Raw genomic sequence first — 13,643 nt, 5'->3', positions numbered from 1 at the left:
TTTAACTGAATTTAATGAATGAAACTTATAAACAGACGGGTAAAGGTTTGTCAGGTTACGATGTTAAGAAGTTAATCCCTGAGCTAAAAAAACAAGAACAGACTTCTTGGTTGTCTGAAACTTACTCTCAGTGCTTACAGCAGGTTTGTTTAAATCTTGGAGTAGCCTTTAATAATTTCTTTGAAAAAAGAGCAAAGTATCCTAATTTTAAAAGCAAACATGGAAAGCAATCTTTACAGTATCCTAGCAATGTCAGTATTAAAGGTGACTGTCTTAATGTTCCTAAAATTGGTTTGGTTTATGCAAAAATTCACCGCCCTATAAATGGAAAAATTAAAACTGTAACTATTACAAAGAATTGCTGTAATCAATATTATGCCTCGGTATTAATTGATGATGGTAAAGATAAACCAGAAGTAAGCTCGGAAGGTAAAGCTGTAGGGATTGATTTGGGATTAAATCATTTTGCTATTACCAGTGATGGGAGTAAGTTTGATAACCCAAAAATACTTAAAAAACATGAAGTTAACTTAAAGAGAAAACAGCAACAATTATCCTGTAAACAAAAAGGGTCAAATAATCGAAATAAAGCAAGATTAAAAGTTGCTAAAGTACATAAAAAAATTACTAATTGCCGTGAGGATTTTCTACACAAACTATCTCGTAGGATAGTAAACGAAAACCAAGTTATAGTGCTAGAAGACCTCAATGTTAAAGGTATGATAAAAAATCATTGCCTAGCCAAAGCTATTCAACAGGTAGGTTGGGGGCAATTTTGTACCATGCTTAAATATAAAGCCGAACAAGAAGGAAAAATATATATGGAAGTAGATAGATTTTTCCCAAGTTCTAAAACTTGTCATGTATGTCTTAATAGAGTGGATAGTTTGCCTTTGGACATAAGACAGTGGGAATGTCCAAAGTGTAAAGCAAAGCATGACAGGGATATAAATGCGGCAATTAACATCCGAGATGAAGGACTACGAATATTAAAGACCTCTGGAACGGGGGATAAAGCCTGTCGCCAAACTGTAAGACGAAGTAAGGGAGGACGTAAGAAATCCACTACTACGCTGGTTTCTGGGCAGGAAGCCTACACTGTACCGTAGGTCAGTGTAGGTAGTTCACCGGAGGTTCATAAACCATCGCTAGACATCAGACAGGATAAGGGGTTAAAACATAGCTATTGCTATCTTTTTAGGTAGTGGAATTAATGGAAACTTACTTTGTGGTTTATTAAATAAATAAGACTTAACGCCTCGCTCTAGGCATAGTACAGAGCAATCACTATTCTTTCAATGAACAAAATACGAATAAGAGGCGATCGCGCTTATCTCAATCAACCCTTGATACTGGAAGTGATTTTTTGCGGTCTGTTCATCAAAAATAAGGTTATTAGTTAGATTACCCTGTTGATGATCATTTTTTTCAGGAAATTGATTAATATTTTTCATTGGTAATTGCAACCTAGTAACATGAAACTTTACCGTTCGAGGATCAACTTCTAATCTTCGGGCAATTTCTCGCAAACTGATAGTATTATCAGACATTATCTTTTCTACCATTCCAATACGCTCAGAAGGATAAAAAGGAGCATAAAATGGCAGTAAAGTATGTTGATAAATCAGTCTATCAATTGTATAGCAATGATCTTGAGGCATATTTGCGATTAAAGCACTGAGATAAGATGGTAGATCCACCACTGCGATCGCATTTCTATCGTCAAATAAACACTGTGATCAACGCCTAAAGGCGATCGAAGGTTTAACAGGGTCTAATTCTAGTAAAACATTAACAGTTCCTGCATCGTGATCAACGCCTAATGGCGATCGAAGGTTTAACAGGTTTTTCATTTTTGATTTCCACAGAGCAACAGCAATTGTGATCAACGCCTAACGGCGATCGAAGGTTTAACAGAGATGAGAGCGACGAATAGTATCACTCATTTGATATTGCCAATGTGATCAACGCCTAATGGCGATCGAAGGTTTAACAGATTCCAACCTCCAATATTAACAAGGTTGGGCAAATTAGGTGATCAACGCCTAATGGCGATCGAAGGTTTAACAGTCCACCTCCACAGCTTCGACTCTTTTTTCTTCCCTGTGATCAACGCCTAATGGCGATCGAAGGTTTAACAGCACTGGCAAACTAAAAGATTTAATAGCCATTCCCAGTGATCAACGCCTAATGGCGATCGAAGGTTTAACAGCAGAAAAAAATAGGAGAATATTATGGCTTTTAAATGTGATCAACGCCTAATGGCGATCGAAGGTTTAACAGTTAATCCTGTTTCTTTGCTATAGGGTTTAATCCAGTGATCAACGCCTAATGGCGATCGAAGGTTTAACAGACCAGTAAGTACCATTCCAAAACCACTCAGTACCATGTGATCAACGCCTAATGGCGATCGAAGGTTTAACAGAGTTACAACAAACGTTGGCTGATATGCAAACTCAATTGTGATCAACGCCTAATGGCGATCGAAGGTTTAACAGAGCGAAGTCTGAGAGCCTTAAATAGAGAGTGTTCCTAGACAAATTTTCAAGGTACGAATTAATAATAGGAGAAACTATCATTTTTTTGAAAATCAACTAAATTTTGTTTTAGTTATAAGTCTTATTATACAATAATTAGAGTATTTTTCAAGTAGGATTAATTAAGGAATAATTCTTCTAAGGTTGGTAGGATAAGGGATTCAACGACTTTTCTTAGAGCATTTTTCCAAACAGAGACAGGTGCTTGTAAAAAAACCGAAATTACTGACTGATGGGTAGAGTAATCCATGCCTTATCAGGAGGTTCAGGGCAAAAATCAGTAGGAGAAAATACTTGTAAGCTAGTTTTGGTATTGTCTTCCCTATCCACCCATGTCGTTAAACGACAAACTCCCCTATTTGGTTTTGTTTTTGCTTCAAGAGGATAAAACCAACGTGCTAAAGGTTTTTCAATGATTTCAATAGAATCAAACAAAAAATTATTATCCCCTGCAAACGGTAAACCATAACGAGTATCTTCTAATTCCCCATTTAATCCTTGAATAATACGACTACATAAATCATTCTCTTTTTTAATGCCTACGATGAAGTGATGATTAACTAACACTTCTCTTCTTACTGGAGCAATCCAATATTTGTTACCGTAGGTTTTTTCCGCTAATTCTTTTCCTGAATTTCCCACAGGATAATTATGAAGTTGCTGTGATAAAACCGCTTTTTCTGAATTACCAGAAGGAAGGGCGATCGCAAAAGTTAATGAAGGTAAATCTTTCCGATTATTAGAAATAGATTTATTAATATCGTCTCGTAATTCAATTCCTGCCAAATTTAGGAGGATACCGTAAACCGTAGAAGGAGAAGGAATAGGGGTAGTAGAACGGTAAGAACCCGATTGAAACGGGCGAAAACTGGCAAAAGGAGCTTTAAAAGAAAGAAAAATCATATAATAACTGTAAATAATAGTGATTAAAACACCATTAGGTATCTAAGGTTATAAATTAGAGGATTACTTGAGAAAACTGTCAGCCACTGAATCTAAAAGTTGTTCACAATTTTTAAACAATGTGACACCCATATTTTTTAATTCCTGTAATTGAGTTTCTTCCATATTGCGGATAATTTCCCCTCCAATATAAAACTCATCGGCTGGTAAATCACAATTATCGCTATCTTTCTTTCCTAACCGATTTAATTCTATCCAGTTACCATCTTCATCAAAACCATAGGTATTATACCCTGCCACTAATTTCGGAGTTAAACGGACGACCATAGAACGAGGTGCAAATTCATAGTATGCTCTAGCGTGACCACCTGCAACATTATTTAATTGGGCGATCGCTTCTAATAATGCCTTTACCCAATCAGGTTTTTCGAGACAATCACTCTGGCATAATGCAAAAGGATATTGAAAAGCAGTATGAGTTACTTCTCGATGCAGTAAAGCCGAACCATCCGCATTACTCCAATGCGTTTTTTCGTTATTCTTGGTTTTAGCATGAAGGGGAGATTGATGGAAAATAGCATCATATTTATAAGGACTTAAAGCCACTGCCATATTGCAACGTAATATACTATCACGCTTAGGAGGAGTAGGTTTCATTTTCTTGACATCTTCTTTTTTTGCAATCATGTAACCGAATAAGAAATCATCGGCGTATTTATCAGCATTTGGATATTCTTTAAACTCAACTGCTAATTGACTTTTTCCCTCATTATCAGAATAGTCATTTAATCGAGTACGGTTATGAGGTTGTTCTAATTTTATTAAGGTTTCTCGGATAGCATTACGCATCGATTCAGGACTAATAACAGCGTATTTTTGTCCATCCTTAACTATTTTCTGTAAAACCGTGCGATTTTCCTCTGATTCTCCTCGATAGTTACCAGCAGGGGCAGGATAGGTTAAAACCGTAGCGAATAGATTTAGTGATTTTTTAGACATAATTAAACTGAAAAATAAATTATTTTTTGCACACCTGACGGTATCTGAGGTTAAGAAATCAATTAATTAAGCAACATTTGATTCAGGATTTTTATTACTTTTATTATCTTCTTTTGTGCTAGAAAATTGACTAGAAAGAGCAAGTAAAGTTAAAGCTCTAATTTCATCGGTTTTGTTGAATAAATCTTCGGCAAATTGAGTAAATTCTTCTTTTTTAATAAAGGGATAAAGAGTGGAAACAAAATAATCGATAAAAGCCTGTTTTTCTGTACGAGAACGCACGGCTAAAAATGCCTCATTAGCTATTTTAGTTTTATTCTCACTATAATCTTTTTCTAATTTAGGATTACCTTTTACTTTATCCCATTCTAAACCATATTTTACTTTTAATTTTCCCCTTACATAAGATTGACATACTCGATAAACAATTTCAGAATATTGGCGAATTTTTGTATTGTTTTTAGACATTTCAGTTACTCCTTGTTTATTTAAAATTTCTTGATTGAATAAAATACGAGCATCATGGCTAAAATAATCTTTATTGGTTTCTAGCCATTTACGAGGGATTCTACTTAGTAAGTCATCAAAGCCAAACCAAGGCGGAATTTCCTCATCTTTACCTTCTTGATTATCAGAATAAACAATAGAATTTAATAGGTTAGTTAACCGTTGTTTACGAAACCAAGGACACCAATAACTATCTTTTATTTGCTTATATTGATCGGTTTGAGTAGTAATAGGTTCAAGGTAATTAAACCCGAAAAAATTAAGTTTTTGCCCTGGCTTTACATGAATAACCTCAACTCCGAGGATAGATTTTTTAGTAGATTGTTCACCAATATCTCTCGCTATTCTGTCTTCTAAAATAAAGAAATTTAAAGCACTTTCGTTGGCTAAATCAATAATAGATTCTTTAGGAGAGTAACCTAATTTTTCATTACTTCTTTGTTTTAATAACTTAGGGAAAAAATAGCAAAATCTTTTTAAATCAGCTATATCAGGAATAGCTAAAGCATAAGTTAAAGCATCTTTACTAAAATCTCTTTTTCCGTCTTTATCAAGAGTAGTAGGGCGATAAACTTGGAACACAAAAGGGGCAAAATTTAAGAGAAATTGATATGACACAGTATCCTTAATAGGGATATTTTCAGAATTAAAACTTTCTGCCCCAAGAAAATAAGTACTTGATTGTTTTGCAACTTTATTTGAACTAGAAAAATTATTCCATTGTTCTTTTACATCTTTGATATATTTTCCTAGATTTTGATTTTTATCACATCTTTCTTTAAAACTTGTACGCTGTGTATCTCTACCTCTAATAATACTCCAGTACATATCACGCCATAATTTAATCCAGATGCCGTTTTTATCCTCTCCTGATTCATCTAAATAAGGTAAAAAAGCACCGTGAGGAATAACTACTGAGTAAGAATATTCGGTAACTGTTTTAATTTTTCCCCCTTTATCTTTTTTTTCTACTTGACGGATTTCATTTTCAGTATATTCTTTCTTTTTATCCTTTTTGGTACTCCATCTTTCTTCACTAAAAGCCCCGAAAGTTACATCAAATAATGCTTTTAAACCTTCGAGATTAAATTTAACACTTACCCCAAACTCATCGAGGTTATCTAATTCTAGTAAAGCCGATTCATAATACTGTAAAGTTTCCTGATTTTCAATTTCTTGCACCATCAAAACTAAACCTGCTAAACCTGCCCGATGTTGAGTTGAGGGTAACTCTGCTAATTGATAGGATAATTCAATAATTTCTTTGCCTGCCATTAACCTAAACCTCTTATTTCACAATAGTTGTTTTTAGAAGCGATCGCTAAATATTTGGGTAAATCTGTAGGACGATCAGGATAATCAATGATAAATTTACGGGGAATAGGTAAAATCAACCCATCAACATCAGGATTTTTACTCGCAGTTAACTGTATATATTCCTGAATATCCTCGTCTAAAATGCCGCTAACGGAATAATCATCAGATTCTCGGAAAGGCTCTGCTGTTGCCCAATAACCCCCTGTAATAAAGTGACTGCTACCATCACTAAATCTTTCTCTTAAAGAGTATTCCTGTAACTTCTCTGCCAATAATCTTTGACTAACTGGATTAGAGGAAACTATATCAGAGAGAAAATTACTACTGCTTTCTAATTCATTTTTAGTATAGGGTGATGTCTTAGGAGGTTCATAAACCCATATCTGAGAAAAATCAAAATTACCATGACGATTAGAACGTCCGAACCTTTGTACTAATGCAGATATAGGAGCTAACTCGGTGATTAATACTTCTGCATCTAAATCTAAGGACATCTCACAGACTTGGGTGGTAACAGCAATAACGGATTTCTCTGTCTGCTGGAAAGCGTTAACCGTTTCCTGATGGCGTTTTTTTCTATCTTTTAGGCGAAAACGACTATGATAAGTTAATATCTCAGTATTTAGAGTGTTTCCTAATTCTTCCGAAATTTCCCTGCATCTATCTACTGTATTTACTACCCATAAGATTCTTTTTCCTTCTTCATAAGAAGCGATCGCTTTTTGCTTTGCTTCTTCTTGATTAGTGTGATTAATCTGATAACGAGGGCGAGTTTCTGCCTCTTCTAAATCTTTGAGTTGACTGCGATTAGAAGAAGTCGGATAAATTTCTAATCCTAAACCCGATTCTTGTTTCTCTAATCTTCGGGTTAATTCTTCTTGACGGGATGTTGGTAAGGTTGCAGTCATACACAACACAGGAATCTCAAAATGTTGTAAAAAACTAACCAGATTATCAAACATAGAACGAGAAAAACTATGAATCTCGTCAATAATAACCACAGAATCAGCTAGTATTGGCAATAAACAGATAGCACTGTAATTATGGGTTAAAAATGATAGAAATTGGTCAACTGTAGCAGAGAAAAAACGTTTATGCCAGAATCCTAACGCATATAATCTTTCTTCCGTAGTAAAATCCTTATCCTGAGTTGATTCAGTGGGATTTTCAGTCATTCCCCGTAACTCATAGTTAGCTGTACCTGTTAATAAACTAGCTTCCGTTTCTGGCGCCCATGAGACATAATCCTTAAATCCCTCTGTAGCAGTTCCCCTTGTAGGATAAAGAAAGATAACTCTACCTATTTTATAGTTTTTAGTAACTCCTTTTGCCCAATTATAAGCAAATAAGGTTTTACCACTACCACACGCACTTAATAACAATAATCGGGAACTAAGATTGATTGCTTCCTGTTGGAAAGATTTAAGCTCGAAATGATTACCTGTTTTTTGTTCTATCTGACGATAACGAGGTTGCAGTATTTTTTCCTCAATTTCCTCAGCAGTAATCGGATTGGAATGCAAAGTTTTATTAACCCACTCTTCGATCGCTTCCGATGTTTGGGTGCGATAAATACCAGAAGCTACCGAATCACTAACTATTAATCCTGCTTTTACCGCCAATAATAAAGCTCTACGGTTTGAATCTTCCTCAATTTCATACTCAAATTCTTCGGCTGTGTCTATAATGTCACTATAAATACTGTCCCAAAAAGAATCACCATATATCCATTTTTCAGGCAGTTTTGGTAAGCCCTCAACATTCGTGATTTGACAGATTCTTTCTAAAATATTAATAATTTGAGGATGATTAAAATATAGTGGCAATTCTTTAGCTAGACTTCGGGGTTTACCGAAAGCATCTATTTTATCTTTCTGTTTGGGAGTTGCTTGTAAATGATGCCCCACAACAGAAGCAGTTATAATTTCTAAGTCTAAATCTAATGAACTTTTTATTAACCACTCTTTTACGGTAGGGTAATGAAGAATAAAGGCACTAATCCATTCATGGCGGAAGGTTTGTTTAAATGGTTTCGCTCCCAATACTAATTTTATAAACTCAGGGTTAGCTTTACCAATATCATGAAATAAACAAGCAATCCTCAAAAGTAAAAGAAATTGATCTTTATTTTTTATCTTAAAAAAGCGACACCAATTATCAAGAATACGCCCTTTAAATATTGCTAAACAAGCTGTTTCTGTATCTTGTAGGTGTTGCTCTAGGGTTAATTCTTCTTTTCCTTTAAATTTTCCCTTAGCTAATAGTTTCGGTGACATTTTTATTCGCTCCTTGATATTCTTTTTTTACCCGAATATTGGGATAAAATACACCGCATCCTATTCGTCTTTTTCCCCCTAATCCTTGTATTTGTAATTTAACCGAATCTTCCTCTAATAAGTCAGTGACTACGACACTAAAACCAACTATTGTATAGCTACGGTTAGTTTTATTTATCTTCATGGTTAACCGTTTCGGTTCTCCTTTATTATTGGCAGGAATTCCAATATTTGCCTGAATTTCTAATTTTTCTAGTTGTCTTTGTGCCGCCTGTAAAAATTCCATCGGTTCGGTATAACCTTTAATCGTTACTAATCTTGCCTTCAGAGAATAAGAAGGTTTAATGGTTTGCAACTCAGGATTTCCTAACTTAATTTGGCAATCTCCAATAGTTAAGGTTTGCCCTGCTAATGAATAGACAAGGGCGATCGCCTCTACAGGTAATCTTAAATAGAGTTTAGAGTGAGGCGTAAGAGTAATTTTACCCTGACGATCGGAAATACCAGAAATAGTATTGATACTTAAATCTTGAAGATTATGAACTTGAGGAAAACGCTTAGATAAAGTAGCGTACAACCGATAATTATGATCCGCAGGCAACGTCTCTCCCATGACGGGAAAAACCAGATTGATAATATCTGTCATTTTTCTTTATGATTGTTGATAATTTATTCGTTTTAATTACCCCTTCTTTCTGTTTCTTTAACTTAATGGGTAAAAGACAGAGAGAGGGTTGTTTTTTTTCAATATAACACGAAATTTCTAAACTAGACTAGCTTCATTGTGAAAACCATCTTAAGATAAGGAAGAAACGGGAGAAACACCTTACGGTATCAGAGGTTAAGGATATTCTAATTTTGAGTAAATTAGACGAGCTTATGCCCAACCCGAAAAATAACGGAAATTCGGAGGTTACTTGCTTTATTTTACAAGATTTAATTAGTTTCATTTTGTTTTCTCATTTAATTAATAACAATTAGTCATTTTTTTAATTTCGTTTCTAACTAACTCCACTAATTCAGGAGGTTCAAGAGCCACAGCACCAGAGCCATAACCGAGAATCCAACGTTTGAGATTATTTAAGCCCGAAGATTCTAAACTTAAAGTGAGTGAACCATCTTGATGTTCTTCTATTTCTTGGCTAGGATGCCATTTTCTTTCCCTGATAAAAGGGGCGGTTTGAGCATTAAATTTAACTTTGACTGTTGTGTACCAATAAAATAGTTGGTAAATTAGAGTGACCAAGAGTCTAGTTCCATCGTTGTAAATTTCCATCGCTCCAAAAATAAAGTTGGTAAATTTAGATGAAATTCAATTAGAGAGAAAAGAATATATAATTATAAGTAATAAAAAAGTTAGTAAATTAATAAACTAACTTGCTTATTGAAAAAAACGAGAGGCGATCGCACTGCACCACTTTATGATCGCATCTTCTCAAGTAAGACTTGTATTTTATCTTGTTTGAATCACAATACTAAAAGCCCTAAGCTAAGAAACATTTAACTATAAATTGCTTTTTAGAGACAATACCTTCGCTAAAAAAAGACCATAAAAAGTTATCCATATCAAATTTTGTTGTCACAGAAATTAAGTTTCCTTATTATCTTGTTCAGTACGGTCGTGTAATAGGGAAATAAAGTTGTATAATTTTTCAATCCCTTGTATCGTCAGTCTTTGAAGACGACAATAATTTAGATTTTGGCATCGAGAAAAAATAAGTCTTACAAAGTTTATGTTCAAAGTCATTGAATTATCTAAATTTAAGTACTGAAAGTGTAAAAGTTATTTTTGCTTACTGCCAAAGGAAAAAACTAGAGAAAGTTGGGTTATTGAGTTTCCAAGTTTATTCTCTAGTTTCCAACTTTATTGTTCAGTTTCCAAATATCCCTCTTTGGTCAGTTTCCGATTTTAACTATTATTAAATATCTGACAATTCTGAAAATGGCTGAAAAGCTGAAAGTGTTAAGAATCAAACCGTATGCTTAAATGAAAATGCCCAAAATATTTTTCCTAAATCATGAAATTTCATCTATCTAGCATAATTCAGATTTTCTTTGTCAGATTTAATAGATTATTTCGCTCTCATAAAATTGAAGCATTTGAAGCTATTATGATTTTAGCAATCAGTCATGCCTATGGCTGTTTTAATCCTAAACAATTGGCAGATTTCTTAGGAGTTAATCATCAAAAAATATATGCAGAAATTTCTTCATGGACATTATACAAGCTCCAAAAAGTTTTAAAATTATTGATGGTCAATGTGGCAGTAGAACAGTTACAAATTATTGAAAAAAAGAGTAATTCTACACAGTCAAGGGCAAAGATAACATTTGCTGTAGATGATAGTGTTATTGACAGAGTAGGAAAGAGGTTACGCTGTACATTTACTTGGTATAGTGGACGTTGGAAAAAAGTGGTAAATGGACAAAATATATTAGGAATCATATTAACAATCAATGGAAAAGCAATACCCATTGGATTAAAATATTGCTCCAAACAGGGAAGAAAAAATACGGATAAACCAAGTATTTTAATTGCGATGTTAAAGGAAATTAAAGAAGAATGTCTCAAAGAAAATATCAATATTAGTAAATATCCTATTACTCTCGATTCTTGGTATGTATCAAAACAATTAAAAGAACAATTAGATGAACTAGGATTCACCAAAATTATTATGGCTGGGAAAAGTAGTTATGTATTTGAAGGAGAAGATTTTAAAGGAAAAGGAAGTGAATGGAAAAAAAGAGTGGATTATCAAGAAAATCAATGGGGAATAGATGTGCCTTGTGTGAGAAAAAAATTATCAAATCCGACTTTTGGGGAGTTAAATTGGTTATTTTTTCAAAAAAGTAATAGTAGTTGTTATTTATTGATGGATTTAAGTAGTATATCGTTGAGAGGAGTAGAAATATGGCGGATATGGTCTGCACACAATATTATTGAACAGTTTTGGAAAATGTTAAAATCGGTACTAAAAATTGCGGAGATGAAATTAAGGAAACAGGGAATTTATATAGGATTATTAATTAAAGTAATAATGTATTTAATACTGTTATCAATGCAGTTTATGCCTAGTTTAGGTCGTTTATCATTGACGCAAATAATGAGAAAAATAGAATCAACAACTAAGCTACCTGATGTAATCAAAGAGCATTTTCAGCACGATTTTCTAGGGGTTTCAGCTATGGCATAGCTTTTCAGGGTTTTTGGAATTATCAGTTTCATTTAAGCATACGGTTTGATTCTTAACACTTTCAGCTTTTCAGCCATTTTCAGAATTGTCAGTTATTAACTATGTTAAAACTAATAAAGGTTTAATTGAACTAAGCACTACTAATCAATATACTCTACAACAAATTAATTATCTTGCTTTTTCCCTTGCTAATTATCCGCCTTATGCTTGGGCTTATAATGTAGCTTATTTAGAACAACCCCACAGTTTCAATTTAATTATTGCCAGTGATAATTCCGCCCATGGCAGTATTTATTCTGCCCTAAGTACCCCCAAAACTGTTCCCGCCCCTCTTAACTATGGTTTTGATGAAAGTGCAGTCAAAACGGCGATGAAAGAGTTAATTTCTAATTCATTCTCCCCTCGACATTTGAAAACTATTAGTGATGCTATTTCTAATACTTTAATCACCCCAGATAACTGGCATCAAATATTTAATACTGAAAGAGCAAATCGGGCTGTTAATGAACGACTAAAAAGTGATCGTATCGGCAGATTATTAACTTTAAGGGCAATGATTATTCCTCATACGTTAGGAGAGTTAATCAAATGGTTAGAAATAGAAGAAAATGAGAAAAATTGGGATAATTGCTTACAATTTTCTAAGAGTTTCTATAATTCTCAAGATCTAAAACCAGAAGCAAGAGGAATTGTTAACGATAATCTCCTTACCGGTGCTTATAATTTAATACCTCCTTTATTAAATCAGGAAATACAAGCTAATAATGTTGCTCAATTATTAACAGATCGAGTTAGTGTTTGGACATCTGCTAAAAGTACTTTAATAGAAAATATACATAAAGATCTTGATTTAATTGGTAAATGTGTTAACGTTTTAGATGATAAAAATTTAACTTTCGGTCAAAAAATTTGGAATAAATTAATTGAAGATAGACAAAAATATCATAGATTATCTTGGAAAGGCTCACAGAAAACCAAAAATATAAAAATTATTAATGATTATCAACCTTTGACAATTTTTTTTAATTGCCTTGCAGAAAAATCAAACATCATTTCAGAATGGATTTTATATGCTTATTTTAGTCAAGTTAGTGAAGGAAGTATTCCTTTCTCGAAAAATAAATTTAAAGAAATTTTTGATCAAAATGACGGAAATCATGCTAATTGTTATTATTTGAATTTAAGAAGGAAAATTTCTAAACAAGAGCAAATAATTCAATTGATTGTTGATGAATTAAAATCAAATCAAAAAGTTCGTATTTTGTTATTCGTATTATTATCATTATTGTTAATTGGTTTAGGTGAAAAGTTTACGCCTTTTAAAAAGATTAATAATTTAAGTGTTGAAGCGATTAAAATACTAACTAAAGATAGTGAAAAAACAAAACAAAATAATTCAACGTCATCAAATCAAACTTCACAACAACAAACAAGCACATCATCGGAATCACAAAACAACAACATTGGCAGTACACAACAACAAAACCAAACAAATAATGAACAAAAAAATCCTCAGACTGAAGAACAATTGAAAAATGAGACACCGTCTTATGTTGATGATGCTTTAAAAGAATTTGAATCCAAAACAAAAGTATCTATTGATAAGAAGTGATAATTTCTGCGTCACTCATAATTCTACAAGCGTCTTCACGGTGAGCGATCGCCTTTAATAAGTCATCAACAATCACATAAATCTCGAAAATTTCGTCAATCATTTTTCCTTCTCATAAATATGTATATGAGAATTTTAGGATTTGGTTATAAATTTATCCATAACTAGCAACTTGGGTTAACTATAGCAATCCTAAATGAATTGTGTTGTTCATCAGCTTTAAAAAGGCAAGAGGGATGGCATCTTCGATGTTTTTTTCTAATAATTGATTTATTATAAATGATTTAGGATTGCTATA

Annotated in this window: 9 protein-coding genes, 1 pseudogene and 1 CRISPR repeat array; of the genes and pseudogenes, 3 read left to right on the top strand and 7 right to left on the bottom strand. The window is 33.3% G+C overall.

The features are described from left to right. Positions 1–5: 5 nt before the first annotated feature. Positions 6–1,109, top strand: a pseudogene (locus Dongsha4_RS16690) (RNA-guided endonuclease InsQ/TnpB family protein); the annotation flags it as partial. Positions 1,110–1,295: 186 nt separating this feature from the next. Here the strand turns inward: Dongsha4_RS16690 and Dongsha4_RS16685 are convergent. The 7 genes from Dongsha4_RS16685 to Dongsha4_RS16655 form a co-directional block, all read right to left on the bottom strand. Further along, positions 1,296–1,703, bottom strand: coding sequence for a hypothetical protein (locus Dongsha4_RS16685; RefSeq protein WP_330203423.1), 408 nt, complete (start codon positions 1,701–1,703; stop codon positions 1,296–1,298). A 32-nt stretch (positions 1,704–1,735) separates the two neighbouring features. Beyond that, positions 1,736–2,498: a CRISPR direct-repeat array (repeat unit 36 nt; unit sequence GTGATCAACGCCTAATGGCGATCGAAGGTTTAACAG). Positions 2,499–2,759: 261 nt separating this feature from the next. Beyond that, entirely contained in the window at positions 2,760–3,440 is a 681-nt protein-coding gene (cas5, locus tag Dongsha4_RS16680; RefSeq protein WP_330203422.1) for a CRISPR-associated protein Cas5, read from the bottom strand. A 63-nt stretch (positions 3,441–3,503) separates the two neighbouring features. Continuing rightward, positions 3,504–4,439, bottom strand: coding sequence for a type I-B CRISPR-associated protein Cas7/Cst2/DevR (gene cas7i, locus Dongsha4_RS16675; protein ID WP_330203421.1), 936 nt, complete (start codon positions 4,437–4,439; stop codon positions 3,504–3,506). A gap of 66 nt (positions 4,440–4,505) precedes the next feature. Beyond that, entirely contained in the window at positions 4,506–6,221 is a 1,716-nt protein-coding gene (gene cmx8 / locus Dongsha4_RS16670) for a type I-MYXAN CRISPR-associated protein Cmx8 (protein ID WP_330203420.1), read from the bottom strand. Further along, entirely contained in the window at positions 6,221–8,539 is a 2,319-nt protein-coding gene (gene cas3 / locus Dongsha4_RS16665) for a CRISPR-associated helicase Cas3' (protein WP_330203419.1), read from the bottom strand. The genes cmx8 and cas3 overlap by 1 nt, the downstream gene beginning before the upstream one ends. Further along, entirely contained in the window at positions 8,517–9,185 is a 669-nt protein-coding gene (gene cas6 / locus Dongsha4_RS16660; protein WP_330203418.1) for a type I-MYXAN CRISPR-associated protein Cas6/Cmx6, read from the bottom strand. The genes cas3 and cas6 overlap by 23 nt, the downstream gene beginning before the upstream one ends. A 321-nt stretch (positions 9,186–9,506) precedes the next feature. Next, the gene (locus Dongsha4_RS16655) at positions 9,507–9,815 is read right to left on the bottom strand and encodes a WYL domain-containing protein (RefSeq protein WP_330203417.1); all 309 of its coding nucleotides are present in this window, start codon (positions 9,813–9,815) and stop codon (positions 9,507–9,509) included. Between the two features lie 742 nt (positions 9,816–10,557). Here Dongsha4_RS16655 and Dongsha4_RS16650 point away from each other — a divergent pair. Both Dongsha4_RS16650 and Dongsha4_RS16645 read left to right on the top strand, forming a co-directional pair. Further along, positions 10,558–11,733, top strand: coding sequence for a hypothetical protein (locus Dongsha4_RS16650; protein WP_330203416.1), 1,176 nt, complete (start codon positions 10,558–10,560; stop codon positions 11,731–11,733). Positions 11,734–11,818: 85 nt separating this feature from the next. Then, positions 11,819–13,345 carry a hypothetical protein gene (locus Dongsha4_RS16645; protein WP_330203415.1) on the top strand — a complete coding sequence of 509 codons (1,527 nt, stop codon included), beginning with the start codon at positions 11,819–11,821 and terminating at the stop codon, positions 13,343–13,345. Positions 13,346–13,643: the final 298 nt, after the last annotated feature.

The sequence above is a fragment of the Cyanobacterium sp. Dongsha4 genome (assembly GCF_036345015.1).
Classification (GTDB): Bacteria; Cyanobacteriota; Cyanobacteriia; order Cyanobacteriales; family Cyanobacteriaceae; genus PCC-10605.
Note: the sequence above shows the minus strand (reverse complement) of the source record. Positions and strands in the feature narration are given on the sequence as shown.

Coding starts and splice junctions, on each gene's coding strand:
- cas6 (WP_330203418.1), bottom strand. CDS start 9,185: ATGACAGATATTATCAATCTGGTTTTTCCCGTCATGGGAGAGACGTTG.
- Dongsha4_RS16655 (WP_330203417.1), bottom strand. CDS start 9,815: ATGGAAATTTACAACGATGGAACTAGACTCTTGGTCACTCTAATTTAC.
- Dongsha4_RS16650 (WP_330203416.1), top strand. CDS start 10,558: ATGAAATTTCATCTATCTAGCATAATTCAGATTTTCTTTGTCAGATTT.
- cas7i (WP_330203421.1), bottom strand. CDS start 4,439: ATGTCTAAAAAATCACTAAATCTATTCGCTACGGTTTTAACCTATCCT.
- cas3 (WP_330203419.1), bottom strand. CDS start 8,539: ATGTCACCGAAACTATTAGCTAAGGGAAAATTTAAAGGAAAAGAAGAA.
- cas5 (WP_330203422.1), bottom strand. CDS start 3,440: ATGATTTTTCTTTCTTTTAAAGCTCCTTTTGCCAGTTTTCGCCCGTTT.
- cmx8 (WP_330203420.1), bottom strand. CDS start 6,221: ATGGCAGGCAAAGAAATTATTGAATTATCCTATCAATTAGCAGAGTTA.